General features: G+C 62.5%; 21 protein-coding genes and 3 pseudogenes. 11 read left to right on the top strand and 13 right to left on the bottom strand.

The window, feature by feature from the left end:
• Positions 1–356 precede the first annotated feature (356 nt).
• The 3 genes from galE to FJ434_RS28650 all read left to right on the top strand — a co-directional run bounded on the left by galE (position 357) and on the right by FJ434_RS28650 (position 4,549).
• Positions 357–1,352, top strand: coding sequence for a UDP-glucose 4-epimerase GalE (gene galE, locus FJ434_RS28660; RefSeq protein WP_140713264.1), 996 nt, complete (start codon positions 357–359; stop codon positions 1,350–1,352).
• Positions 1,353–1,470: 118 nt separating this feature from the next.
• Positions 1,471–2,721 (top strand): D-amino acid dehydrogenase, encoded by a 1,251-nt coding sequence (locus FJ434_RS28655; protein ID WP_140752871.1) that lies wholly within the window; start codon positions 1,471–1,473, stop codon positions 2,719–2,721.
• Between the two features lies 1 nt (position 2,722).
• Complete coding sequence (locus FJ434_RS28650) at positions 2,723–4,549, top strand: alanine racemase (RefSeq protein WP_140752873.1); 1,827 nt, start codon at positions 2,723–2,725, stop codon at positions 4,547–4,549.
• Here the strand turns inward: FJ434_RS28650 and FJ434_RS28645 are convergent, their stop codons facing one another.
• The 7 genes from FJ434_RS28645 to FJ434_RS28615 form a co-directional block, all read right to left on the bottom strand.
• Positions 4,550–5,926, bottom strand: coding sequence for an FGGY-family carbohydrate kinase (locus tag FJ434_RS28645; protein ID WP_140752875.1), 1,377 nt, complete (start codon positions 5,924–5,926; stop codon positions 4,550–4,552).
• Positions 5,923–6,240 carry an L-rhamnose mutarotase gene (rhaM, locus tag FJ434_RS28640; protein ID WP_140510751.1) on the bottom strand — a complete coding sequence of 106 codons (318 nt, stop codon included), beginning with the start codon at positions 6,238–6,240 and terminating at the stop codon, positions 5,923–5,925. The genes FJ434_RS28645 and rhaM overlap by 4 nt, the downstream gene beginning before the upstream one ends.
• Positions 6,240–7,241 (bottom strand): ABC transporter permease, encoded by a 1,002-nt coding sequence (locus FJ434_RS28635; protein WP_140752877.1) that lies wholly within the window; start codon positions 7,239–7,241, stop codon positions 6,240–6,242. Before FJ434_RS28635 ends, rhaM begins: the two co-directional genes overlap by 1 nt.
• Complete coding sequence (locus tag FJ434_RS28630; RefSeq protein ID WP_140752879.1) at positions 7,238–8,215, bottom strand: ABC transporter permease; 978 nt, start codon at positions 8,213–8,215, stop codon at positions 7,238–7,240. The genes FJ434_RS28635 and FJ434_RS28630 overlap by 4 nt, the downstream gene beginning before the upstream one ends.
• Positions 8,212–9,753, bottom strand: a complete 1,542-nt coding sequence (locus FJ434_RS28625) for a sugar ABC transporter ATP-binding protein (protein ID WP_140752881.1) — start codon at positions 9,751–9,753, stop codon at positions 8,212–8,214. Before FJ434_RS28625 ends, FJ434_RS28630 begins: the two co-directional genes overlap by 4 nt.
• A gap of 82 nt (positions 9,754–9,835) precedes the next feature.
• The gene (rhaS, locus tag FJ434_RS28620) at positions 9,836–10,831 is read right to left on the bottom strand and encodes a rhamnose ABC transporter substrate-binding protein (protein WP_140510758.1); all 996 of its coding nucleotides are present in this window, start codon (positions 10,829–10,831) and stop codon (positions 9,836–9,838) included.
• 55 nt (positions 10,832–10,886) lie between these two features.
• Positions 10,887–11,690 (bottom strand): DeoR/GlpR family DNA-binding transcription regulator, encoded by an 804-nt coding sequence (locus tag FJ434_RS28615; RefSeq protein WP_140752883.1) that lies wholly within the window; start codon positions 11,688–11,690, stop codon positions 10,887–10,889.
• Positions 11,691–11,877: 187 nt separating this feature from the next.
• On the opposite strand from FJ434_RS28615, the gene FJ434_RS28610 reads away from it, so the two are divergent.
• The 3 genes from FJ434_RS28610 to ggt all read left to right on the top strand — a co-directional run bounded on the left by FJ434_RS28610 (position 11,878) and on the right by ggt (position 17,363).
• Complete coding sequence (locus FJ434_RS28610) at positions 11,878–13,980, top strand: bifunctional rhamnulose-1-phosphate aldolase/short-chain dehydrogenase (protein WP_140752885.1); 2,103 nt, start codon at positions 11,878–11,880, stop codon at positions 13,978–13,980.
• A gap of 107 nt (positions 13,981–14,087) precedes the next feature.
• Positions 14,088–15,380 carry an L-rhamnose catabolism isomerase gene (rhaI, locus tag FJ434_RS28605; protein ID WP_140752887.1) on the top strand — a complete coding sequence of 431 codons (1,293 nt, stop codon included), beginning with the start codon at positions 14,088–14,090 and terminating at the stop codon, positions 15,378–15,380.
• Between the two features lie 249 nt (positions 15,381–15,629).
• Positions 15,630–17,363: a gamma-glutamyltransferase gene (gene ggt, locus FJ434_RS28600; RefSeq protein ID WP_140752889.1), complete on the top strand. Its 1,734-nt coding sequence runs from the start codon at positions 15,630–15,632 to the stop codon at positions 17,361–17,363.
• 84 nt (positions 17,364–17,447) lie between these two features.
• On the opposite strand, the gene FJ434_RS28595 is transcribed toward ggt, so the two are convergent.
• The 4 genes from FJ434_RS28595 to FJ434_RS28580 all read right to left on the bottom strand — a co-directional run bounded on the left by FJ434_RS28595 (position 17,448) and on the right by FJ434_RS28580 (position 20,003).
• Positions 17,448–17,789, bottom strand: coding sequence for a hypothetical protein (locus FJ434_RS28595; RefSeq protein WP_140713283.1), 342 nt, complete (start codon positions 17,787–17,789; stop codon positions 17,448–17,450).
• 385 nt (positions 17,790–18,174) lie between these two features.
• A complete protein-coding gene (locus FJ434_RS28590; protein WP_246678425.1) occupies positions 18,175–18,873 on the bottom strand; it encodes a hypothetical protein in 699 nt (232 codons plus the stop codon).
• A gap of 30 nt (positions 18,874–18,903) precedes the next feature.
• Positions 18,904–19,344 carry a hypothetical protein gene (locus tag FJ434_RS28585; protein WP_140752890.1) on the bottom strand — a complete coding sequence of 147 codons (441 nt, stop codon included), beginning with the start codon at positions 19,342–19,344 and terminating at the stop codon, positions 18,904–18,906.
• 362 nt (positions 19,345–19,706) lie between these two features.
• Positions 19,707–20,003: an adenylate cyclase gene (locus FJ434_RS28580; RefSeq protein ID WP_140510765.1), complete on the bottom strand. Its 297-nt coding sequence runs from the start codon at positions 20,001–20,003 to the stop codon at positions 19,707–19,709.
• Positions 20,004–21,174: 1,171 nt separating this feature from the next.
• Here FJ434_RS28580 and FJ434_RS28575 point away from each other — a divergent pair.
• From FJ434_RS28575 to FJ434_RS30010, 5 genes and pseudogenes are all read left to right on the top strand, one after another.
• On the top strand, positions 21,175–21,540 hold the full coding sequence (locus FJ434_RS28575; protein ID WP_140752891.1) for a nuclear transport factor 2 family protein: 366 nt from the start codon (positions 21,175–21,177) through the stop codon (positions 21,538–21,540).
• Between the two features lie 46 nt (positions 21,541–21,586).
• Positions 21,587–22,105, top strand: a pseudogene (locus FJ434_RS30420) (DsbA family protein).
• A gap of 105 nt (positions 22,106–22,210) precedes the next feature.
• The gene (locus FJ434_RS28565; protein WP_246678426.1) at positions 22,211–23,440 is read left to right on the top strand and encodes an MFS transporter; all 1,230 of its coding nucleotides are present in this window, start codon (positions 22,211–22,213) and stop codon (positions 23,438–23,440) included.
• A 278-nt stretch (positions 23,441–23,718) separates the two neighbouring features.
• Positions 23,719–24,951: a serine hydrolase domain-containing protein gene (locus tag FJ434_RS28560; protein WP_140752892.1), complete on the top strand. Its 1,233-nt coding sequence runs from the start codon at positions 23,719–23,721 to the stop codon at positions 24,949–24,951.
• A gap of 51 nt (positions 24,952–25,002) precedes the next feature.
• Positions 25,003–25,083 (top strand): annotated as a pseudogene (locus FJ434_RS30010) (IS21-like element helper ATPase IstB); the annotation flags it as partial.
• A 400-nt stretch (positions 25,084–25,483) separates the two neighbouring features.
• On the opposite strand, the pseudogene FJ434_RS28545 reads toward FJ434_RS30010, so the two are convergent.
• Positions 25,484–26,182, bottom strand: a pseudogene (locus FJ434_RS28545) (transposase); the annotation flags it as partial.
• A 16-nt stretch (positions 26,183–26,198) separates the two neighbouring features.
• Positions 26,199–26,498 (bottom strand): hypothetical protein (locus FJ434_RS30005; RefSeq protein WP_210242303.1); only part of this gene is annotated, 300 nt, incomplete at its 5' end.

The raw sequence follows: 26,498 nt of genomic DNA, 5'->3' as shown, positions 1-26,498 counted from the left end.
AGGTCGGCGAAGACGCGGTAGCGACGCTCGGCATGGAGCTGGTCGATCGCCTCCTCGAAGAAACGCTGGTAATTCATCTCGACTTCCCAATTTTGGGCGGGATCATAATCATTGGCCTTTTGGTCGTCCACCGGGCCGATTTGGTCAAAATGCCACGCCCCGGACCTGTTCCTAACGACGGCGGATCGTGGCCTATTCCCAATCCGTGGCACGCTCTTTGGTTCACTTTTGTTTCCGCATGATGCCACATCAAGTGAACGCTGGTTACATCGGGTTTTAATGGGCAGACGGCAGACTTTCCAGTAAGGCGGTTGTTGAGACAGTTTCCGATAAATCTAGGGTAAGCGAGGATGCGGATGACGGTTTTGGTGACAGGTGGCGCAGGCTATATCGGCAGCCATATGGTCTGGGAATTGCTGGATGCGGGCGAAAGCGTGGTCGTTCTCGACCGGCTTTCCACCGGCTTCGAATGGGCGGTGGCGCCGGAGGCAAGGCTGGTCGTCGGCGATGTCGCCGACAAGGAACTGGTCGGCTCGATCATCCGGGAGAACAAGGTCGACGCGATCATCCATTTCGCCGGTTCCATCGTCGTCCCGGAATCGGTCGCCGACCCGCTCGCCTACTATGAGAACAACACCTCGAAGACACGCACGCTGATCGAAACCGCGGTGCGCGAAGGTGTGCCGAATTTCATCTTCTCCTCGACAGCCGCCGTCTATGGCGGCGCCGGACTGGAACCGGTGCGCGAGGATGCCAGCCTGGCGCCGGAATCGCCCTATGGCCTGTCTAAGCTGATGAGCGAATGGATGCTGCGCGATGCAGGCCTTGCGCACGACATCCGCTACACGGCGCTACGCTATTTCAACGTCGCCGGGGCCGACCCGAAGGGCCGCACCGGCCAGTCGACGCCGGGCGCCACCCATCTGATCAAGGTCGCCTGCGAGACCGCGCTAGGCAAGCGCCCGTTCATGCAGGTCTTCGGCACCGATTATCCGACGCCGGATGGCACCTGCATGCGCGACTATATCCATGTCAGCGATCTGGCCGCCGCGCATCGCCTTGCGCTGCAACGGCTACGCGCCGGCGGCGCCAGCCTCGTCGCCAATTGCGGCTATAGCCATGGCTATTCGGTGCTCGAGGTCATCGACAGCGTGCGCCGCGCCTTTGGCCATGACTTCGAGGTCAGGATGGGCGACCGGCGTCCCGGCGATGCCGCGGCGGTGGTTGCCAATTCCGATCTCGCGCGGTCCGAACTCGGCTGGACCCCGCAGCGCGACGATCTCGACCAGATCGTCAACGACGCGCTGGCCTGGGAGCGCATCCTGACCAGCAAGAACTCCGCGCGGAGCTGAGCGCGCTTTCCCAGGGGCTCACAAGCCCCAAGGGCTCGCAAGGTGCGCGGCGACGCGCTATGCAAGCATTCGCGATACGGCGTGGAGGCGCCGTGCCGCGAGAGCTTTGGGGGATGGCATGAAGATAACGGTGCTTGGAGCCGGCGTCGTCGGTACGGCGGCCGCCTATTACCTGGCCGCCGACGGTCACGAGGTCACCGTGATCGAGCGCCATCCGGCGCCGGCGCGGGGCACCAGCCAGTCGAATGCCGGGCTGGTGTCTCCGGGGGATGCCACCGCCTGGGCCTCGCCGGCGGCACTTAAGACGTTCCTGCGCGGGCTCTACAATCATGATCTCGGCATCAAGGTGCGGCTGCGCTTCGATCCCTATTTTCTCGCCTGGAGCCTGCGCTTCCTGCGCCAGTGCACGGTGACCCGCCTGCGCGCCAACAGCCAGGTCAAGCTGCGGCTGGCGCTCTATTCGCGGGACTGCATCAATGCCATTTCAGCCGATACCGGCATCCATTACGACGAGCGCAAGAAGGGCATCCTCTACTTCTTCCGCTCGCAGCACAGTCTCGACGCCGGTACCGACAACTATCGCTATCTGGCCGAGCATGGCCTGCCGATCGAGATCGTCGGCCGGGACCGGCTGGTCGAGCTTGAACCAGGTCTTGCCGGGGTGAAGGAAAAGATCGTCGGAGGCGTCTACTCGCCGATCGACCAGACCGGCGATTCCCGGCAGTTCGTGGAAAATTTGGCCGCCTACGCCGCCGAAAAGCTCAGCGTGACCTTTCTTTACGGCACGACGGTCGAGGGCCTCGATATCGAGGGCGACCGGGTGCGGGGCGTGATGACCTCGGCCGGACCGATCGTCGGCGACGCAGTGGTCATCTCGATGGGGCCGGAGAGCGGTTTGCTCGGCCGGCGCTACGGCATCGACCTGCCAGTCTATCCGGTGAAGGGCTATACGGCAACGATTCCGCTGGAGGACGAGAGCAAGGGCCCGACCATGGGCGGTGCCGACGAGGATCAGCTGATGGCCTATTCGCGCCTCGGCAATCGCTTGCGGTTGGCTTCCACCGCCGAATTCACCGGCTTCGACCGCACCCACAAGCCCAGCGACTTTGCCACCATGTTCAGGACCGGCAAGGACCTGTTCCCCGGTGCCTTCGACGAGAAGAAGGCGGAGCTGTGGGCAGGTTTGCGGCCAATGATGCCAAACTCGGTGCCGGTCATCGGCCAGGCGAAATACCGCAACCTTTACCTCGACACCGGCCACGGCCATGTCGGCTGGACAATGGCCTGTGGCTCGGGAAAATTCCTCGCCGACCTCGTCGCCGGCCGCAAGCCGGAGATCGACCCGCAGGGATTGGTCTACAGGGGATAAAATGTCCGGACCGCAAGTCGCCATCGACCTTGGCCGCATCGAGCGCAATGCACGTACGATCGTCGAGCGCTGCGCGCTTTCGGGCATCAAGGTTTTCGGCGTCACCAAGGGCACCTGCGGCATGCCGCAGGTGGCGCGCGCCATGCTGCGCGGCGGCGTCTCCGGGATCGCCGAGTCGCGTTTCGAAAACATCCGCCGGCTGCGCGACAGCGGTATCAGCGCGCCCATCATGCTGTTGCGCGGCCCGCCGATGGCGCGCGTCGAGGAGGTGGTGCGCACCGTCGACGTCAGCCTGCAGTCGGAGCTAACGATCATCCGCGAGATCTCGCGCATCGCCGAGCGCATGGGCCGCGTCCACGACATCATGCTGATGATCGATCTCGGCGACCTCCGGGAAGGCATCTGGCCGAACGACCTCATCCCCACGGTCGAGCAGATCCTCGACATGAAGGGCGTACGCATCGCCGGCATCGGCACCAATCTCGGCTGCTTCGGCGCCATCATGCCGACGGAGGAAAATCTCGGCCAGCTCGTCGCCCATGCCTACAAGACCGAGCGGCTGTCCGGGAAAAGCCTGGACTTCATCTCCGGCGGCGCCTCGTCGTCCCTGCCGCTGCTGCTCGAAGGCAAATTGCCGGCCGGTATCAACAATCTGCGCGTCGGCGAGGCGATCCTGCAGGGTGGTGTGGAAACCTTCCGTGACGTGCCATGGGCCGAACTCGAGCCCGATGCCTGCCGGCTGACCAGCGACGTCATCGAGGTCAAGCTCAAGCCGTCACGGCCGATCGGCACCTCCGGTTACGACGCCTTCGGCAACCAGCCTGTCTTCCCCGACGAAGGCGACAGGTTGCGCGCCATCGCCAATATCGGCCGGGAGGATGTGCTGGTCGAAGGGCTGAGCCCGATCGGCAAAGGGATAAGGGTGCTCGGCGCCTCCAGTGACCATCTGCTGCTCGATGCCCAGGACGCCGATCCGCCGCTCGCCGTTGGCGATCGCGTCGCCTTCCGCATGAGCTATGGCGCCATGCTTTTGGCAATGACCTCGGAATATGTCGAAAAAGCACCAATGCACGATGTCGCGGATTTCTCCGGCCGCAAGATGGTGTCGATTTCGGCCGAAGCGGAAGCGGCCCGCATCCTCGCCCGGGAGGGAACCGGCGCCCGGCTGGAGGCGATGAATTTCGATGTCGTCGAACTGGCCGATATCGATCGGCCGCCCTCCGGACTGATCCGTCTGACTGCAGGCGCCGATCGTCGTATCGCTCACAAGGCGCTGACGGCGACGGCGGGCGCGACGCACTCCTTCGGCCTGATCTGGATCGATTCCATCGCCGCGCTGATGCCCGAGGACGAGGACGGCATCGACCTGCCGGAAGTGTCGGTACTGGCGCGCTCGCTTGGCCTCGACCACAAGGCCGGCGCGCTGCAGCCGCAGCTGTCGCCGGAAAACGTTGTCATCATCGGACTGCGCCATGCCGACCCGGCCGAAGTGCGGGTGCTGAAGGATTCGCGCGTCTCGGCCTTCACCATGACCGACATCGACGCCATGGGCATGCGCGACCTGATGCACGAGGCGATCCGCATCGCCACCTCGGGCACGCAAGGATTTCACGTCAGCTACTCGCCTGATGTGACCGAATTCGCCGGCTGGGCGGCTGGTTCCGGCGGCCTCACCGTGCGCGAGACGCATCAGGCGATGGAGGCGATCGCGCTTTCCGGCGGACTGCTGTCGATGAATGTCTCCGGTTTGAGTGCCGATCTGGAGCCCAGGATCGGCACCGATACCATCAACTTCGTCATGTCGGCCTTCGGCAAGCGGATCCTCTGATCAGCCAATAGCCTCGACGGCCGCTCGCCACGCGCGCGCATACTCCGCCCAGGCCGGATCGGCCGGCGGCTCTTGTGTCTGGCCCTTGCCATGCGCGGCACCCTGGTCCGATGCCAGCAGGGCGGCCCCGATGCTGGTGCCGGTAGCGGCTTCCGATGCAATGACCGCGCGGCCGGTCCTGGCGGCAAGCATCCGCGTGAACAATTGGTTGCGCGCGAAAGGTCCCTCGACTGTCGTCGGGCCATCGCCGCCGATCAGGTCGAGGCAAGTGGCGGTCATCAGCGCCAGGTAGAAGGAGATCGCGGCAAAGCGCTGGCCGGGAGGGATGGCCTCGCCCTTGCGCCATGCGGCGGTGTGATGCGGAAACGGCCCCGAGCCTTGCTGGATAGAAGGCAAAAGCAATGTCTTGCGCGCCAGCACCGCGGTGACATCGCTGTCGTTCCAGTTCTGCGCCGAGCCTTCGGTCAGCAGCGAGAATTCGCGGCCGCCCATGAACCGCGCCGAGGGCACGGGGTTGCCGAGGGCATTGACATTGACCAGCGTATCCCTTGCTGGATCGAGCGCGACCGCCTTGCCGCCGACCGCCATCGATACCACCCAGGTGCCGGTCGAGACCACCGAGAAGGGCGGCGCATCGGACAGGAGATGCGGCAGCAGGGAGGCGTTGGAATCGTGCAGGCCGCAAAAGACCGGCGTTTGTGGGTCGAGCCCGGTCCGCTCCGCAAGCTCGGGCAGGATCGAGCCAAGACGGTCGCTGGCCGGCCGCACGGGCGCCATCAGGTCGCGCCAGCCCAAGCGGTCGACCAGCGCCGAAAAATCCCCCGTCCAGGGGTTCCACAGATCGGTGTGGCAGCCGAGCGAGGTGACCTCGTTGGCGACGATACCGGTCAGGCGCAGCGCCCAGTATTGCGGGTACATCAGCATCGCGGCGGCCCTGGCGAACTCCGTCGGGAAGCTTTGCTGCTGCCAAAAGAATTGCGCGCCGAGATTGAGGCCGAGCGGCAGGCGCGGCGTGCCGGTCTCGGAGAAGGGCGGGCGGATCGCACCATAGCCTTCCGCAAGCTCGTCGGGCCCGTCGAATTCATAGTCGAGAACAGGCAGCACGAGTTCGCCGGAGGCATCGACCAGCACGCCGGTCGCGCCATGGGTGGTGATCGAAATGGCGTCGATGCGCTGTTCGCGGTTGAGCGCCGCAAGGCTGTCGAGGATGAAAACCCACAGCGCTTCGACATCGTGATGCGGATAGGGCGCCTGTCGCACCGGCGCATTCGCCCTGCGGCGCAGCGCTACCTCGCTCAATGTGGCGAGATCGACCAGCGCCACCTTGGCGTTGGTCTTGCCGATATCGATCACGGCGACGTTGCGGATCGCGCTCATTCCATATGGAACATTATTTCCAGGGGCACCGCCACCGGTTCATTGTCCGGCTTGGTCTCCATGATGTCGGCCATTTCAGCCCACCAGCGCTGCATCACCGGATGCTTCGGCAGATCGTCCATGCCGTGACCATCGCGCCGCCACAGCACCCCAAACAGGATATTGATCTCTTCGTCGAGATGGATCGAATAATCGGAGACGCCGGCCTGCTTGAGCAACGCGACCAGCGCCGGCCAGATTTCATCGTGGCGCTTCTTGTACTCGGCCTTCATGCCGGGCTTGAGCATCATCTTGAATGCGTACTTCTCGGGCATCAGGCCAGGCGTCTCCCGCGCAGCCGCCGCCAGACGATCGGCAGCGCAATGACGATGATCAAGAGCAGGCCTATGAAGATCGACATGACGATGCCGGGCACGTTGAGCAGGCCGAGGCCGAAGGTCACCAGCCCCATGATGAAGGCGGCGAGCACGACGCCCAGAATGCTGCCGGCGCCGCCAAGGATGCTGACGCCGCCCAACACCACCATGGTGATGACTTCGAGCTCATAACCTTGGGCGATGGACGGCCGTGTCGAGCCGAGCCGCGAGGTGATCAGCACCGAGGCGATGCCCGACATCAGGCCGGTCAGGCAAAACAGGATGAATTTTATGCGGCCGACGCGCACGCCGGAAAACTGTGCCGCGACCGGATTGTTGCCGATGGCGAAGACACGACGGCCGAAACTCGTGCGGTGGAGCATGAACCAGTAGACGACAGCCGCGATGAGGAAGAGCACCAGTTCGAACGACACCACCCACCAGACGTAACCCTGGCCGAAGAAGGCGAAGCTTTCAGGATAGCCCTTGTAGGCCTGGTCGCCGAGGATGATGAAGGCGATGCCGCGAAACAGGCTCATCGTGCCGATGGTGACGACGATGGAAGGCAGGCCGAGGCGCGTGACCAGCAGCCCGTTGAAGGCGCCGCAGCCGAGGCCGACGACGATGCCGATCAAGACAAGCACTGGCGTGCCGGCGCCGGCCTGCACCGCCATGCCCATCATGGTCGATGCCAGCGCGATGATGGCGGCCACCGACAGATCGATCTCGCCGGAGATGATCAGCAATGCCATTGCAAAGGCGATCAGACCCTTTTCGGTGAAGTTGAAGGTGAGATCGGAGAGCGAATAGGGGTCGAGGAAATAGGGTGAGGCGAAACTGTTGATGGCAAAGATGGCGATAGCCACCACGACCAGCAGCGCTTCCCAGGAAAAGATCGCCGAAGAGAGCGGCTTGTCGAGCCGGTCGGGAATGTGGCGAGGGGCGGGGACGTCGATCATGCCGCTTCCACTTTCTTGAGGATGATGCGGCCCTGCTGGCGTTCGCCGCGCGCGTTGAGCACGACGGCCAGGATGATGGCGCTGCCCGAAATCGCCATCTGCCAGAAGGGCGAGATGTTGATGACCGGCAACGCGTTGGAGATGATGCCGAGGAACAGCGCACCGAGCACGGCACCCCCGACCGAACCGATGCCGCCGGCGATCGAGATGCCGCCGATGACGCAAGCGGCGATGATGTTCAACTCATAGCCGTTGGCGACCTCGACCGAGGCAATGACGTAGCGCGAAATCCAGAGATAACCGCAGAGGCCACCGATCATGCCGGAGATGCAGAAGACGATAAATTTCGTGCGCCCGACATCGATGCCAGTATAGACCGACGCCGTCGGATTGACGCCGATGGCATAGATCGAGCGGCCGAGCGCGGTGCGTGTCATCAGCACGAAGAACAGTCCGATGACCAGTATGGCGATCAAGGACAGCACGGGAATGCCGAGGAAAGCAGCGCGCTGGAAACCGATGAAGTCCGGGCTCATCTTGTCGGCATTGACCCAGGCGCCGCCGGACAGGACGAAAGTAGCGCCGCGATAGATGGTCAGCGTGCCCAGCGTCACCACGATCGAGGGGATGTTCAACCGCCACACCAGCAGGCCGTTGATGGCGCCGAGCATCAGCCCGACGGCGAGCGCGATGACGATCAGCAGCGGGATCGGGATTGCCGGATGGGCGGCGTTCAGCATCGCCACCACCATGCCGGTGAAGCACAGATTGGAGGCCATCGACAGGTCGATGGAGCGGGTCAGGATAACGACCATCTGGCCGAGCGCCAGTATCATCAGGATCGAGGTGTCGTTGAACACCTGGCGCAGGTTGCCTGCATCGGCAAAGGCCGGAAAACGCGTTGAGATCAGCCCGATCAGCACGACGATGGCCGCGAGCAGCCAGATTTCGCGGTATTTGAGGAATGCTTTCATGCCGCGATCCCCGCTGCCGTCCTGACCAGCGTCTCGGCGTCCAGTCCCTTGTTGTCGTAGACCGCCGCGACGAGACCCTCGCGCATGACGACGACGCGGTCGGACATGCCGAGGATTTCGGGCAGTTCGGACGACACCATGATCACCGACAGGCCCTGCGCCACAAGCTCCGCCATGAAGCCGTGCACGGCGGCCTTGGAGCCGATGTCGATGCCCTTGGTCGGCTCGTCCAGGATGATTACCTTGGGTGTCGTCGCCAGCCATTTGGCGATGACCACCTTCTGCTGGTTTCCCCCCGAAAGCGTTCCGACATCCTGGCTGAGCGAGGAGGCCCTGAGGTCAAGCCTCTCTGTAAAGGAACGGGCCAGCGAAAATTCCTCCGCCAGCCGAAGCATGCCGGATTTGGAGGTGCGGGCGAGCGAAGGGAGAGAAACATTCTGGAAGATCGGCAGGCCGATCACCACGCCCTGCTTGCCGCGTTCCTCCGGCACGTAGACGATGCCGGCCTCGATCGAATCCGCCGCCGATTTCGGCGCGATCGCCTTGCCTTCCAGCGTGATCGTGCCGCTGCTGGTGCGCGTGATGCCTGAAATCGCCTGCATGACCTCGCTGCGCCCGGCACCGACCAGGCCGTAGAAGCCGAGGATCTCGCCCTTGTGCAGCTCGAAGCCGATGTCGTTGAATTCGGTCGGGTGCGACAGGCCGGAAACGGAGAGCACCGGCGCGCCGATCTCGGCCTTGCGCTGCGGAAAGATATGGTCGACCGCGCGGCCCACCATCATGCGCACGATCTGGCTCTGGCCGGCATCCCTGATCAGGCCTTCGCCGACCATCTCGCCGTCGCGGAATACGGTGTAGCGGTCGGCGATGCGATAGATCTCGTCGAACTTGTGGCTGATGAACAGGATCGCCTTGCCCTGTTCCTTGAGGAACTCGATGAGCAGGAACAGCTCCTCGATCTCCTTCGTCGAAAGGGCGGCGGTCGGCTCGTCCATGATGACGATCTGAGAATCGATCGACATGGCGCGCGCGACCGCGACGAGATGCTTGTTGGCGATGCCGAGATCCCTGAGCCGCGCATCGGCGTCGATATGGCCGGCATGCATCGTGTCGAGCACTTCCCGCGCATTCTTACGCATCGTGCGCCAGTCGATGGTGCCGAAGCGGCTGCGCGGCGCATGGCCGAGGAAAATGTTTTCGGCGACGCTCAGATCGTCGAACAGAACCGTCTCCTGATGGATGGCGGTGACGCCGTGGCCGAAGGCGGCGTGCGCGCTGGGCAGCGTGACGGTCTGGCCGTCAATGCTGATGATCCCTGCGTCGGGCTGGTAGATGCCGGTCATGATCTTGACCAGCGTCGACTTGCCGGCGCCGTTTTCACCGATCAGCGCGGTCACCTGGCCTGGATAGAGCGACAGGCTGACATTGTGCAGCGCCCGCACGCCGGGAAAGCTCTTGGAGATGCCGGACAGCGTCAGGCGTGGAGCCGAGGCTGCAGGCCGCTCCTTTGTCTCGCTGCGTTGGGCTGTCGTGTCCATATCCGTATCAAGCCCCGAAACTAGGTCCGTTTGAAGTCGCGGCGGGACCAAAGCCCCGCCGCGTCATTGAAGGGCGCCAGGATCAATAGATCTTGGAGAACTTCTCGATGTTGCTCTTGTCGAACTGGAAGGGCGGAGCCATCGCGGCCGAATTGGTGTCGTCGAGCGTCACCTTGCCGACGCGGCCGATCGACAGCGTCGCACCCGGCTTGGCCTCTTCCTTGTTCACCGCCAGGTCATGGGCGAGGTAGACAGCGGAGTAACCGAGGTCGATCGGGTTCCACAGCGCAACGGCCTGGCTGGCGCCATTGTCGATGAACTTCTTGAACTCCGACGGCAGCGCCAGACCGGTGACGTTGACCTTGCCGATCAGGTTCTCGTCGGTGACGACCTGGGCGGCGGCGACGACGCCGACGGTGGTCGGCGCGATGATCGCCTTCAGGTTCGGATAGGACTTCAAGAGGCCCTTGGCCTCATCGGTGCTCTTGGCCGAGTCGTCATCGCCATAGACGGTGGCGACCAGCTTGATCTTGGGGAACTTCTCCGGCAGCACCTTCTTGGCCGCTTCGATCCAGGAATTCTGGTTGGTCGCGGTCGAGGAGGCCGACAGGATGGCGACATCGCCGCCTTCCGGCAGATAGTCGGCGGCCAGCTTGATGATGGTCTCGCCGATCAGGCCGGTGTCGGACGGATTGAGGTGAAGCTGGCGGCCTTCCTTGGCGACGCCCGAATCCCAGGAGATAACGGTGATGCCGCGCTCCATGGCCTTCTTCAGCACCGGCACCAACGCGTCGGCATCATTGGCGGAAATCGCGATGGCGTTGACCTTCTGCGCGATCAGCGAATTGACCACTTCGATCTGCGCCTCGGCGGTCGCCTTGGTCGGGCCGGTGTAGATGATGTCGACGTCGCCGAGTTCCTTGGCCGCCTCTTGCGCGCCTTTGTTGGCGGCATCGAAGAAGCCGTTGCCGAGCGACTTCACCACCAGCGCGATCTTGACATTTTCAGCGTAGGCGGCATTCACGAACATGGCGGCCGAGAAGGCCGCCGTCACCATCAATTTCTTCAGAAAGCTCATCGTTTTTCCTCCCTTGAGCGTTGCATTTCCATCGCCGCTGCGGCGTGAGGGTGTCTCAGGCCTGCAGCGAAGATTCTTCCTTTGTCGACTTGCGGGCGACGATCAGCGTCACCCCCGCGGTTTCCAGCATCTTTGCCTCGCGGTCTTCGATGCCGTCATCGGTGATGACGGTGGCGATGCGCGAAAGACCGCACAGGATCAGGCTGGAGCGTTTGCGGAATTTCGAGGAATCGACCAGCACCACCAACTCGTCGGCCTGGTCTATCAGCTTCTGCTCCGCCTGGATCAGCAGCGGATCGCCTTCCATCAGGCCGAGCGGTCCCAGTCCTTGAGCGCCCATGAACATGCGGCGTGCATAGAAGTTGCGCGTCACGTCATTGTCGAACGGCGACAGGATGATGTTCTGCTCGCGATAGATGGTGCCGCCCGACAGCATGACCGTGTTCTTGGAGTGCTTGAGCAGGTGCTCGGCGATCGGGAACGAATTGGTGAAGATCGGCATGCGGAGGCCGGTCAGGAAATGCACCATCTGGAAGGTGGTGGTGCCGCCATTGATGATGATCGGCTCGCCATCCTTGCACAACTCGACCGCTTCGCGTGCGATCGCCCGCTTCTGCGCGGCGTTGAGCGTTTCGTTGACGGAGAAGGGGCGGCCCGCCAGCCCGATGAACTGCGGCGGCGAGATCGCCTCGGCGCCGCCGCGCACCCGGCGCAGGCGTTTCTGGACATGGAGAGCAGCGATGTCGCGCCGGATCGTCGCCTCGGAGGATTCCGTCAGGTCGACCATCTCCTGCACCGTGACCACAGGTTTTTCCTGGACGGCGGACAGAATGATCCTGTGGCGCTCTTTTTCGTGCATGGTTCCTCCCTGCCTCAGCATCTAGGCACCCAAAACGAGCAGTGTCAATCATTTCCGATCATATAATTTCATTGTGCAGTGCAATATGATTGATGTTGATCGTTTGTGATTGACAAGCTCGCCTCTTGCGTAGACATTCCTGGGCGAAAAAGGAGCGCATCGTCCGCGCTCCAAGGGAGGATTACCTATGCTCGACAAGCGCTCCGGCTCGCGCCTCGCCAATCTGTGGGATGATGCGAAGGCACAGGGGATGAGCGAGCCAGAGCTTCTGGTCTATCGCTCGAACACGCTCGGCTCCGACAAGCGCGTCACCAACTATGGCGGCGGCAATACCTCCTCGAAGATCTGGCAGAAGGATCCGCTCACCGGCGAGAATGTCGAGGTGCTTTGGGTCAAGGGCTCGGGCGGCGACAGCGCCTCGATCAAGCTGGACGGCTTCGCCACCCTCTACATGGACAAGTTGCGGGCGCTGAAGGGGCTTTACCGCGGCGTCGAGCATGAGGACGAGATGGTGGGTTATCTGCCCCACTGCACCTTCAACCTCAATCCACGCGCGGCCTCGATCGACACGCCGCTGCACGCCTACGTGCCGAAGCCCTTCGTCGACCACATGCATCCCGATGCCATCATCGCCATCGCCGCCGCGAAAGATTCCAGGGCGCTGACCAAGGAGATCTTCGGCGAGGTCATTGGCTGGCTGCCATGGAAACGGCCGGGCTTCGAGCTTGGCCTGTGGCTGGAGAAATTCTGCCTCGAACACCCAACCGCCAAGGGCGTCATCCTCGAAAGCCACGGCCTGTTCACCTGGGGCGACACCCCCAAGGAATGCTACGAGACGACGATCTCGGTGATCAACCAGGCGATCGAATGGTTCGAGCGCCGCTCCGAAGGCGTGGCGATTTTCGGTGGTGAGGTGGTGAAGTCGCTCGACGCCGCTGACCGCCGTGCCATTGCCGCCAAGCTGATGCCGAGAATCCGTGGCCTGATCTCGGAAAAGAGCCACAAGCTCGGCCATTTCGACGATTCGGCCGCCGTGCTCGAATTCGTCAACTCGAAAAATTTGCGCCCGCTGGCCGCACTCGGCACCTCGTGCCCGGATCATTTCCTGCGCACCAAGATCCGCCCGCTGGTCATCGAATTCGACCCGGCAAAGCCTGACGTTGATGCCGTCATCGCGCGCCTCGCCGACGACATTGCCGAATATCGTGTCGGCTACCAAGCCTACTACGACAGCTGCAAGCATGCGGATTCGCCCGCCATCCGCGATCCCAATGCGGTGGTCTATCTGATGCCCGGTGTCGGCATGTTCACCTTCGCCGGCGACAAGGCGACCGCACGCATCTCGGGCGAATTCTACGTCAATGCCATTAACGTCATGCGCGGCGCGTCCACCGTCTCGTCCTATGTCGGCCTGCCCGCGCAGGAGGCTTTCGACATCGAGTACTGGCTGCTCGAGGACCTGAAGCTGCAGCGCATGCCGAAGCCGAAGTCTCTCGCCGGCCAGATCGCGCTGGTCACCGGCGGCGCCGGCGGCATCGGCCGGGCTACGGCCAACCGCCTGCTGCGCGAAGGCGCCTGCGTGGTGCTGGCCGATATAGACGAGGCGGCGCTCGCCAGCGCCAATGAGGAACTGGCCAAGGTCTTTGGCATGGATTTCGTCCGGGCGGTCCTCATCAACGTCACCTCGGAGGATCAGGTCATCGCCGGCTTCGCCGAGACCGCGGTCGAGTTCGGCGGCATCGACATTCTGGTCTCCAATGCTGGGCTTGCGTCCTCGGCGCCGATCGAGGAGACGACGCTGGCGCTATGGAACAAGAACATGGATATCCTGTCGACCGGCTATTTCCTGGTCTCGCGGGAAGCGTTCCGGCTGTTCCGGGTACAGAAGATCGGCGGCAATGTCGTCTTCGTCGCCTCCAAGAACGGCCTTGCCGCGTCACCCAATGCCGCCGCCTATTGCACCGCCAAGGCCGCCGAAATCCATCTCGCCCGCTGTCTCGCGATGGAAGGCGCGGAAGCGCAGGTCAGGGTCAATGTCGTCAACCCGGACGCCGTGTTGCGTGGCTCGAAGATCTGGACCGGCGAGTGGAAGGAACAACGCGCCGCCGCCTACAAGATGTCGACCGACGATCTCGAAGAGCACTACCGCTCGCGCTCGATGCTGAAGCGCTCCGTCTTCCCGGAAGACATCGCCGAAGCGATCTATTTCCTGGCCTCCGACATGTCGGCCAAGTCGACCGGCAACATCATCAACGTCGACGCCGGCAACGCACAGAGCTTTACGCGCTGAGCTAACCTCGAAGCGCTTCCCTTCTCCCGTCACTATACGGGGAGAAGGTGGTCCGAAGGGCCGGATGAGGGGCAGCGCTCACCGAATGCATTCTGGGAGGAACAGCAGTGTCCGAATCCATCATCTCCGCCGACATCGTCGATAAGAGCAATGCCGCGCGCAAGGCCCACCTCGAGCGCGACTACGCCTCGCTCGGCGAACGCCTCGACCGGCGCGGCATTGCCATCAATGCGATCAGGGACAAGGTCGAGAAATTCGCCGTCGCGATCCCCTCCTGGGGCGTCGGCACCGGCGGCACCCGCTTCGCCCGCTTCCCGGGCGCTGGCGAGCCACGCGACATCTTCGACAAGATCGAGGATTGCGCCGTCGTCAAGCAGTTGACGCAGGCGACCCCGACCGTCTCCCTGCACATCCCGTGGGACAAGGCCGATCCGAACCGGCTGAAGCAGGCGGCTTCCCGCTTCGGTCTCGGTTTCGATGCCATGAATTCCAACACCTTCTCGGACACGAAGGATCAGAAGCTCTCCTATAAATTCGGTTCGCTGTCGCATTCCGATGCCGGTACGCGCCGGCAGGCGGTCGAGCACAATCTCGAATGCATAGAGATCGGCAAGACGCTGGGCTCTAGGGCATTGACGGTGTGGATTGGCGACGGCTCGAATTTCCCCGGCCAGGTCAATTTCGCCAAAGCCTTCGAGCGCTATCTCGATGCCATGAGGCAAGTCTACGCCGGCCTGCCGGCCGACTGGAAGCTGTTCACCGAGCACAAGATGTACGAGCCGGCCTTCTATTCCACCGTCGTGCAGGACTGGGGCACCAACTACATCATCGCCAAGGAATTGGGTGAAAAGGCGTTCTGCCTCGTCGACCTCGGCCACCATGCGCCCAACGTCAACATCGAGATGATCGTGTCGCGGCTGATCCAGTTCAAAAAACTCGGCGGCTTCCACTTCAACGATTCGAAATATGGCGACGACGATCTCGATGCCGGCTCGATCGATCCCTACCGGCTGTTCCTCGTCTTCAACGAACTGGTCGATGCCGAGCTTTCCGGCGCCGAAGGCTTTGATCCCGCCCATATGCTCGACCAGAGCCACAACGTCACCGATCCGATCGAAAGCCTGATGCTGTCGGCGGTCGAGGTGCAGCGCGCCTATGCGCAGGCGCTGCTGGTCGACCGCAGGGCGCTTGAAGGTTTTCAGGACGGCAATGACGCGCTGATGGCGACGCAGATGCTGAAGGCGGCTTACCGCACCGATGTCGAGCCGATCCTTGCCATGGCGCGGCTGAAGACCGGTGGCGCCATCGATCCGGTCGCCGCTTACCGGGCAGCGGGCTACCGCGCCAAGGTCGCGGCCGAACGGCCAGCCGTCGCAGGCGGCTCCGGCGGGATCGTTTGAGGTAGAGCCGATCTCCCCCCTTGCGGGGAAGATGTCCGGCAGGACAGAGGGGGGTGCTGTCCCGCCGATGTCTCAGCTGATTGAGCTGCCTCACAATCAAACCTGGATGAACGTCTGAAGGTTGGCGATCCCTCGCGCCCTGTATCTCCCCACAGGCGGGCAGTCACCAACCCGTGAATGTCTTCATTGAAGATGGACTCGATCGCTCCAAGTAGCTCTTCTTAGCAAGCACCACCTGGAGAACCCGCCATGCACCTCACCCGCCGGACGCTGATCGCCCTCAGCCTTTCCATCACTTTCGCCTTTTCGCCATCGGCCTTCGCGGCGTCACCAGCACCGGCCAAGGGCGAGAACGGCATGGTCGTCACGGCCCAGCATCTGGCTTCCGAAATTGGCGTCGAGGTTCTGAGAAAGGGCGGCAATGCCGTCGATGCGGCTGTCGCTGTCGGCTATGCCTTGGCCGTGGTCTACCCCAACGCCGGCAATATCGGTGGCGGCGGCTTCATGACCATCCGCTTCAAGGACGGCAAATCGACCTTCCTTGATTTTCGTGAGCGGGCGCCGCTTGCCGCGACCAAGACCATGTATCTCGATAAGGATGGCAACCCGGTGAAGGGCGCCAGCCTCGACGGCTACCTCGCGGTCGGCGTACCGGGTTCCGTCGCCGGTTTCGAGATGGCGCGCCAGAAATACGGCACCTTGTCCAGGCAGGATCTGATGGCGCCGGCGATCAACTATGCCAAGGACGGGTTCATCCTCAACCAGGGCGATGCAGCCTCATTCGCCGGCGGCGCTGAAAGGTTGGCGAGGGACCCAGCGGCGGCCGCCGCCTTCCTCAAACCCGGTGGCAAGCCCTACGGCATCGGCGAGAAGCTGGTTCAGCCCGACCTTGCCGCGTCGCTCTCAGCCATTTCCGAGAGAGGTCCCGATGCCTTCTACAAAGGCGCCATCGCTGACGCCATCGTCAAGGCGAGCGGCGCCAGGGGCGGTATCCTGGCCAAGGGTGATTTCGAACACTATGCGGTGCGCGAGCTGAAGCCCGTCACCTGCTCCTATCGTGGCTACGAGATCATCTCGTCGCCGCCGCCGAGCTCAGGCGGCGTCATCATCTGCGAAATCCTCAACGTGCTGGAAGGCTACCCGCTGTCCTATCTCGGCGCCGGCTCGGCCGAAACGGTGCATGTCATGGTCGAGGCGATGCGCCACGCCTATGTCGACCGCAACTCGGCGCTCGGCGATCCCGATTTCGTCGACAACCCGATCTCCAACCTGCTGGATAAAGCCTATGCCAAGGACATCCGCGACAAGATCGATCCGTTCCGGGCCGGTGTGTCGCAGGACCTGATGCCGAAGGGTTTTGGCGAATCGAAGGAGACGACGCATTATTCGATTATCGACAAGGACGGCAACGCGGTCGCGGTCACCTACACGTTGAACGGCTCGTTCGGCGCCGGCGTAGTGGCGGACGGCACCGGCATCCTGCTCAACAACGAGATGGACGACTTCACCCAGAAACCCGGCGTGCCAAACCTCTATGGCCTCGTCCAGGGCGAAGCCAACGCTATCCAGCCGAAGAAGACGCCGCTGTCCTCGATGAGCCCGACAGTCGTGGCCAGGGACGGCAAGCCGTTCATGGTCATCGGCAGCCCCGGCGGCTCGCGCATCATCACCATCACGCTGGAAGCGATCGTCAACGTCATCGACCACGGCATGAACATCCAGGAGGCGATCGATGCGCCGCGCATTCATCACCAATGGCTGCCCGACACCGTCTATATCGAGCCGTTCGGCCTTTCGCCCGACACCGAAAGGCTGCTGGCCGGCATGGGCTATCACCTCGATCTCGCTGACCAGAGCTGGGGGCAGGCGGCCGGAATCCTGGTCGGCGGCAAGAGCCTGGCGGAAATCAAGAAGGGCGGCGGCGCGCGCTACAATGGCGCAATCGACAGCCGCGCGGCATCGGGCGAAGCGCTTGGATATTGACAGGCCGCAAACCTGTTCCTTGCCTGACGAGGCCGGATTCCGCCTTTCGGGACCGGCCTCCGCCTCATGGCCCGGCAGGAGCCGTCAGGTCACCAGCGTGACGGTCGATGCAATCAGCATCAGGGCAGCGATGCCGACGAACAGCGCATAGATGCGTGGCCGGTCGAGCAGCAGCGCGTTACCCGATATCCAGGCCGACGTGGCGCCGCCCAGCGCGAAGAGGAAGCCGTTGCGATGGCCGAAAGTCATCGACGCTGCCATAAGCCCGCCGATGATCAGGGCGCCGAACACGATGATCACGGCGACCGCGTATTTCTCGAAGTCGTTACTGCCGATCCCCGGTCCGATCGCATTCAGATTGGGCAGGTCGTCCGGATCGAAAGGGTTCGCCGACCCATATTCGTCTTGACCGATCGATTCTCGCATCACTCGTTCTCCGCAGACCGGCAACAAACCATCAACACTTGCCGAGTGCAACCCGATCGCACATCCCTCTCTGTGTCGACTGTCACCTTCAACACGTTCCGGCGGCGCTTGTCACCGATTTTTCCGGCCGCGTGGGTCGAATGCAACAACGTGTCCGCGTTTGGATGGCGCGCCACCATCCTATTCTATTTGGACTATGTTCGCGGGAAAAAGATGATGCCGCGCGTCAATTTCAGCGCCGCAACGTCCTGCGCGACCGCGGCGGGGAGCCGCGGCGCTGGGCGTGAGGCGGGCAATTGTTGACTGGGAAGGCGTCGCGGTGCGGGAAAGGAACACCGCCCTTGCTGCACGCCTGCCTCGGTATGATGGTGGGCACCTCGCGCCCTCATTCCTGTGAAGGGGAGGCGCTCAATCGACAATAGGGCACGCCATCGAAGCTTGCCGTCACAAAATCCGTGACGGACATCTTGCGCTTGCGTCCGTCGCTGCAGGCGTATACCGGCCAACCGGCATCGCTGCATTCGCTGGCAGCGCAGATGCGCGCTAGGCAGTTACCGAGGGTCAATCGGAAGCCGCCCTTGCCGGCGAAGCCTTGCAACAAGCTGCCGTCCGCCGACCGCCAGGTCCGCGCACGGAATTCCGCCCGCAAAAGCAATGGTTCGAGAGAGACCGCATGATTGGTTTCGCCGGCACGTCCTGCGAACCGCAGACGGAAGCGCGCCATTGCGGTCGTGTATGCGGTCACAATATCCGATTCGCGAAGATAGGAGATCGGCAGGTTGGAGCGGTCAAGCAGATGGGACATGCGCTCGCTTGCCTCTACCGGCGCCAGCAAGACAACAAAGGTAAGAACGGCGAAGGAGGCTCGCGACATTTCCAGCAGCCATATCGATCTCGGCCTGCCGGTTTGGTCCCGGTTGCCCTCAGTAACATCTCGCCAATCGTCGCCTAGTGCAAGCCGCTTGCTGAGGCAGTCCAAGGCGGCCGAGAGTGCAATTCGCAAGGCCACCGAGGCGCTTGGAGCCGAAGAGGTGACCGCATCGACGAATTTGCGCGGGCGATGGCGAGGTATGCTCAGCGGCAAGGAGGAACACCTGCCGCCAGCCGGGGTTCCTTAGCTGGCGTGGGCCGGCGGCAGTTCGAACAGCTTGGCGCCGTTCTCCTGGCCGCGTTCGACATAGCCGATAATGCCGAACCATCTGGCGACATCGGGCCCCTTGAGCCAGCTGCGCGAGTGGATGGGAAGGTTGCCGGCGAGCGCTTGGATATGCCTGATATGCCGCTTGCAGAAACGGACGGTCGAGCCGCGGAAGAAATCCTCCTGCGCGGCAAACAGCGTGTCGGCGGCGTCGCTGTTTTCATGCCAGGCGATGATCGCCACGGCCTTCTCGCCCTCGACAAGCGCGTGCGCCCGGCCCTCTTTCAAATTCATCATCAGATTGTCGTAGGCGATCTTGCTGTCCTTGCCAGCCGCCGCGTACTCGTCCGACATCCGCTTGGACAGGCCATGGAAGACGTCCTCGAGATCCCCCAGCGTTGCTGCGCGTGCTCTCATTTCACCTCCTGCAGCCCCGGCAGGGAGTTTGCCCTAGGGATTGTGGGGCGCCAAGCAAATTGAATCCGACAGAAGCCCGGTGGGAGCAAAGTCGTTCCGTCAATCGATCTTTGTGACAGGGCGGGCACGCCGGCGGAAGCCTAGTCCCGATAAATTCCGAAATCAGAGGGTTGGAAAACTGCCTTCACCAGCGCCGCGCCTGCTATGACCGGCAGGTAAATAGATTTACGTGAGCACGAAACGTGCTGCTGACGAGTTTCCCGGCGCCTTGTCCACGCCAACAAGTGTGGCGTCGACTGGCGAATGCGCCGGCCCGGCTGCCTCTGCGGCCGGGCCTGTTGTTTCGCGGACCGTGCTGTCACCTAATGATTATGGGACTGCTGGAAGCCGGCCGCGTCGTATTGAGATACGCTCTTCGGATTTTTCGAGTTTTGTGGCTGGGTGCCGGCGTAATGTGTTCCGGCATTCCCATCCGGGTTGAAGGCTGAGCCCGGAGCAGAGCTGGCGTGGCCGGGGGTCGCACTTCCTGTTTGAGCAGTTCCGATTTCTTGGCTGGGCTGACCTGTTGTGCCCGTCACCGTGTGGACATTGGTGGCCAAAGCCATGCTGGTGGAACCTATGAGCAAGCCTGCCATCACCGGAATGAGGAGATGTTTCATGGTCGTTCTCCCAAAAGCGTTTGATTTTGGGTGCTCGGGGTTCATGTGAGCACCCGGCGAACTAAAGTTAGAACGCTCTTCGGGGCACCATTCATCCCGACTATCGCAAACTGTGATCTGTTTGTTTCACCGTGACACGCTTTTGGCGGCTTCGGTCTCCAGGTCCTTTAAGGCATCGGGTTCTTTTAAGGCATCAGGGAACAAGAGCCTGTGGATTCCAGTTAACCGGATATGCCAGCCAAGATCAAAGAACCGCAGCCGAAGCCCGGCCCGCAGCCACCCGTCAGTCGGCCGGACAAGGAAGCACCGTCAGAGCTTGAGCACATCGATCCGCCACCGCGAGACGTGCGAGAGGCGCCGGCGCCAAATCCCAATGGCGACAAGAAAGCCTAAGCGCCGACACGCGAACGCGCCTGCAACAGGCGCATGCGATATGACAGCAACCAGGGATCGCGTCATAAGGACTTGATTGTAGCATTGCCCTCTGGCCCAGATGGTCCCCGGTCATGCCATTCGATGCGGGGGATCGAGTCGCCAGAGCGCTACCGCCTTTCCCCCCCACTCGGAGAGCATGCGATATTTTCTACAGTGTCGGGCGTGATGGGCCTGTCTCGGTGCTACAAAGACCGGTAGGGAGCGGGAGAGTCTGACCCGAAAGCTATCCACGACGCGAACGGCAGCTTTGCTCCGCAACTCAGACGTAGAGCCCGCCTTTACGACATCCCATAAGCGGACACATGCGCGCGGTATGAGGTGGCATACTGCCAGAGCGGAGACCGACGCCCCCACCGTGCAGACCACCGCGATGACGGTTAGGTCGCGATGCTGGTGAACCATGGCTTCGGGCTTCCCGTCGAGCAGTAACGGCTTTGGCAGCACCTTCATTGGCGATCCGTCGCAGGCCGGGATCAACCAACAGATGCTGCTCGGCGTACCCCAACACGTGTGAACGTCCTCCTGGAACGAAGGACGTTTGCCTCGACTAGGACAACGATTTGGATCATTTTTTTGGCGCGGGCTTCGGGTCAGCGATGCGTCCAGGCTTGCAAGAAGAGTTCGACCGCAGACCATCTTTTGGGTGGGACGATGGCCAGCGGCCGACCAGCATGGGAGGATTGTCGCATATCCAAGAAATCGCTAATATAGCAATCTCACCCCCGGGGAGCCGCCGATGTCGATCCACGAGGAACTGCAGGTTTTCTGTAATGCCTATGTAGCTGCCTATCGTGCCGGCGACGCCAAAACATGCGGCGCGATGTTTACGGCCGATGCTGAATTGCATTCGCCCTACGCGCCTCCGGCTAGAGGCCGAGACGCGATCGAAGCTCTCCACACAACCTGGACGAACGGGCACAGCGAGGCGACCGACAAGAAAATGGAAGTGATACATGCGGGCGGATCCGGTGACCTGGCTTGGTGCCTGGCGACGTATACCGAGGGCTTGGAGGTCGGCAACGGAACGTCGGTCGACGTCTTCGAGCGACAGGCCGACGGGTCATGGCTCATACGCATGTGCAGCCTTAACAGCACCGACTGAGGAATAGGTTTGTTGCCGACTTGGCGCGGCCGCGGAGACGGTGGGAATGAAGCAGATCGACTTCTTCTATTTCTTCGGGAGCGGCTACGCATATCTGTCGGTGATGCGCATTGACGCTATGGCGAAACAGTCGGGCGTTGCCGTTCGATGGCGTCCCTTCAATGTCCGCACCGTGATGGCCGAGAACAACATTGCCCTCCGCACCCAGGCGGCAAAGGTGAAGTACATGTGGCGCGATGTGGAGCGGCGCGCGGCGACGCACGGCGTCCCCTACGTCAGGGCTCCCATCTGGCCGACCGATCCGGACCTTCTGGCCAACCGGGTCGCGATGGTGCGGCCGAAGAGGGCTGGTGCGAGGCCTACACCGTCGCAAGCTTCAGGGCGTGGTACCTGGAAGGCATGGAACTGGGTAGCCGCGCCCATCTGCAGCATGTGCTGGCTCCCCTCGGTCAGGATGTCGACGACGTGACTGCAAAGGCCGACGGCGCCCGCGCCAATGAGCGGCTCAAGGCTGAAACCGATGCGGCCCGCAGCTATGGCATTTTCGGTTCCCCGGCGTTCGTAGTGGATGGCGAAATGTTTTGGGGGGACGACCGGCTCGAAGAGGCGCTTGCCTGGGCCGCTGGCCGACATGATCTGCAAGCGTTGAAACGTGATGGATAGGGCTGCCGTGACGCATTTGGTGAAAATCCTGCGCCGATCGTCAGTCCAAGGGAAGATTCAGATGCCAAGCCGCTGGACTATTCTTGCTATCCTATTCGTCGCTCGTGCCGCCTTCGCCTTCCAGTTTGGCAGTGTAGGGGCCGTAGCGCCGCAGCTTAGCCAGAGCCTCGGTGCGAGCCTGGCTGATATCGGCATCCTTATCGGAATCTACTTTGCGCCGGGCGTCCTGCTCGCCTTCCCCGGCGGCGCTATCGGGCGCCGCTACGGCGACAAGGCGACGGTCCTCGCCGCAATCTTGGCGATGCTGGCAGGCGAATTGCTAATGACCTCGTCTGCCTCTTGGAGTGTGCAAATCGCAGGTCGGCTGATTGCCGGCACTGGCGGCATTCTCCTGAGCGTCCTGATGACCAAGATGGTCGCCGACTGGTTTGCCGGTCGCGAAATCGCAACCGCCATGGCCATTTTTGTCAACTCGTGGCCGGTGGGCATCGCAATCTCGCTCATGCTCCTGCCATGGATTGCAACAAGGTTCGGGCTTCATCTCGTCAATCTTGCCGTCGCGGGGTGGATCATGATTGGCCTCGTTCTCATGGCTTTTTTCTACCGCGCGCCGGAGGCGGCTGTCTCCATTGACGGCGAACCAGGCAGTGTGACCTCGGAAACGGTCTATGCGGTGATTGCCGCTAGCTCGATCTGGTGTCTCTACAACCTCGGTTTGGTGATGATCTTCAGTTTCGGCCCAACGATGCTCGTTGAGCGAGGCTGGTCCATGGCTGCAGCCGGATTAACGATCAGCATCGTCCTCTGGCTCACCGCGATTTCGGTTCCCTTCGGAGGCTTCCTCGCTGATCTGACCAAGCGCGGCGAAGCTATCATTGTCGCAGGCTGCATTGGCTTTGCGCTGCTGACGGTTCTCCTGTCGCGAAGTGGCCAGGTGCTTCCTGTCGTCATTGCCGTCGGGACCGTTTGCGGCCTGCCCGCCGGTGCGATCATGAGCCTTCCTGCGCGCGTGCTCGGGCCAAAAACGCGGGCGATCGGAATGGGAATATTCTATACGACCTTCTATGCCGGGAGCCCGGTTGGATCCGCGATCGGCGGAAAGCTTTCCACGTCGCTCGGCTCCGCGAGCGCCGCGCTCGACTTCGGCGCCGTCCTACTCCTGGTTTGCCCAGCCATTCTGTGGGTATTCCACCGTATTGTTGCTGACCAGAATCGGCCGGCTATTCCATCGATGTAAAACGCGCAAGCAAACCTTAGGTGATATCCCAGGACATGGTGTGCTGCGTAGCGCGGTGGTCATCAACGCTTTGCTGTAGGTGTGATTGTCGAAGCCAGCCTTGTTTGCTGCTTCTCTCGTCAGTGGTGGCCATCTCAACGAGGTCTCGGACGGTGTCCGGTCGGCCGCATGCGTCGTCTGCAGCTTCACTGGTGGTCAAGCAGGCAACTATTGGCAATAATGCGGGGAGAGCGCAGAATTGTCCAAAGGGCCTTCGCCTGCGACAGGACATTTGCGCGATGAGTCAATTTGGTGGCGAACCAGTTCGTGATCCTGCGGACCTCGGCTTCGACAAGGCGCGGCTGGCGCGACTGAAGCGGTGGATGCAGCGATATGCCGACACCGGGCGCTGGCCGGGAGGTGCGGTGCTCATCGCGCGTCATGGAGAACTCGCCTTTTTCGACTGCGCCGGGCACGCCGACGTCGAAGCCAAGCGGTCTTGGCAGCGCGGCCTCATCGCCCGCATCTACTCGATGACCAAGCCTGTCACCGCCGTCGCGCTGATGATGCTGTACGAGGAGGCGCGCCTGCATCTCGACGATCCGGTCGAAGCTTACCTGCCGGAATTCAAAAATAGGCAACTTCTGATACCGGGCGCAACGTCGCTGGACCAAACGGTGCCCATCAAAACGAAGATGACGATCCACCATCTGCTGACTCACACATCTGGCCTAAGCCTTTTTACGAACCCCCGACTGCTCGGTGAAGCTTATGCCAAGGAAAAACTCGGCCTCGCCCTTGCCTACGGTGGGCTCGACAAGATGGTGCGCAGGATCGCCGAGCTGCCACTGGAATGGGAGCCGGGCACGAGATGGCAATACAGCACCGGGTCCGATGTCATCGGCCGTGTCGTGGAAGTCGTTTCCGGAACGACGCTCGACAAATTCTTCGCGAGTCGCATCTTCGAGCCCCTCGGCATGACCGACACCGGCTTCGCTGTGCCGGAGTCCGAGATCAGCCGTTTCCCCCCGCTCTATGAGGCTACGGCTGGCGGCATGGCTTTGCACGAAGCGCCGGAGGTTTCGGAGTGGCGGCAAGGCAAGGTTGATACGTTCTGCGGCGGAGGCGGGCTCGTCGGAACCATCGACGACTATTGGCGGTTCGCCGAAATGCTGCGGGCTGGAGGTGAACTCAACGGCGAACGCATCCTCAGTCCCCGCACTTTGAGATTGGCGGCGCGCAATCACCTACCGGGAGATCTTGCCTCGATGGCAACCGAAGTTTGGGCCGAGACCCAGTTTGACGGCGTCGGGTTCGGCCTGCTGGGCTCCGTCGTCCTCGATCCGGCTAAGGCGCAAATTTCGGCGCAAGTGGGCGACTATGGCTGGGGCGGGGCGGCAGGCACCTTCTTCTGGGTGAGCCCGGTCGACGACGTGGTTGTCATTCTATTCACGCAACTGCTGCCTTCGAGCGCCATTCCGGTGCGCAAAGAGCTGCGCGCACTCGTCCATGGTGCGTTGACAGGGGCCTGAGACTCGTCAACAGAAACTGCGCGGAGCAACCTTGTGCTTAGCAAGCCGGGCCGGCTCGGCTTCGTGGTGCTCGATGAGCTCTTCGCCCAAGCCGGCGGGCAGTTGCTCTTCCATCTCATCAGCCGGCTTTACGGGCGGAACTCGCTTCCGGCATCGGTCATCTCACGACGATGCCCGCGCAACCTGAATGTCCGCCCTTGAGGAGCCGCAGCCTGAAGCTGCCAATCCGCTTCCGTGAAGAGTTTCGGGCGCTGGCAGGCGTACGAAAGTCCCCGAGGAAGGAACCCGCGGGCCGCAGGCGATGGCTATGGGGATTTCGATCTGCGGCCGGTGTCGGCGATGGCGCGACCGCCGCCGGGAGACGCCGCGATTGATACGGGCATGCCGCATTGTTGCGCTTGCGCGCGATGTTGCCGGCTCGGCGCAGGTCCGGACGCGCGCCTTTCGGCGACGGTAGTCACCATGGACTCGCGTGGATACGTCGCCGGCGGCTGAGCGCCTGCAGCTGAAGGCTCGACCATGCCATGCCGGATCATGGGACGTTCTCCCGGTTCGTCGCCGTTGCGTCCGGCGGTCCGCGCGGTTGCCTCCACCGTTCGAACGTCTCGATGACGATCATGCGTCCGCCGCAGCAAGGGCACGGCGGGCGGAAGTTGTCCGGATCGTCGAGATTATTGTCATCGGGCGGCGCGGCGACGTCCAGGAGTTGGCGGGCGAGCGCGAGGCAGTCCTTGCGAGAGCCGCCTGCGAGCAAGCCGTAGTGACGGATGCGATGGAAGCCGCGCGGCAGGACATGGAGCAGGAACCGACGAATGAACTCGTGAGTGGCAAGCGTCATGACCTGCTGCCGGTCGGCGCCGTTGCGGCGATAGGCCTTGTAGCGGAAGGTGACGACGCTCTCGTCGAAGGCGACCAGGCGCCGGTTCGAGATGGCGACCCGGTGCGTGTAGCGCGACAGATAGGCGAGCACCGCTTCCGGTCCCGCGAACGGCGCCTTGGCGTAAACCAGCCAGCGCTTCCCCCGGACGGGAGCAAGGTGGCGCAGGAATGCCCGTCGCTCGGCGAGGCGCACCATCGATCCGAAGAAGGCGAGCCGCCCAGCGTCGTGCAGCGCGACCAGACAGGTCAGGAACAGCCGGCGGAACAGTTTGCCGAGCACGCGCACCGGTAGCAGGAAGGCCGGCCGTGAGGAGATCCATCGGCTGCCGTCCGGCGCGATGCCGCCGCCGGGCGAACGTTTCGGCATTTCACATCAGAAAGGGCCATTCGTAAGGTCTCCCTTTGGCTGTTTCGATGCCAACAGGATGTCCAATACCAACGAAAATACCACCCCTGTGCTCCGTTGGACCAAATACGCCGAAATTCCGCGAAACGCGCCTGGCTGCGCCCTCTCTTGCGAAAAGATGAGCAATTTCAGCGCCTTGCAAAACATAGGCGTAGGAGCTTCGGCGAAAAGGAAGGTCGGGAAAAGTGCCCTTCCCGAGAGATGGGTGACAGTTCATTCCGGATAGATGGGTTACACTTTCGGCCCTTTGCAAGGAGAGCAA

This window comes from Mesorhizobium sp. B2-5-13, from assembly GCF_006440535.1.
Taxonomy (GTDB): Bacteria; Pseudomonadota; Alphaproteobacteria; order Rhizobiales; family Rhizobiaceae; genus Mesorhizobium; species Mesorhizobium salmacidum.
The sequence above is the reverse complement of the archived record's forward strand: the minus strand, read 5'-3'. Positions and strand labels throughout refer to the sequence as shown.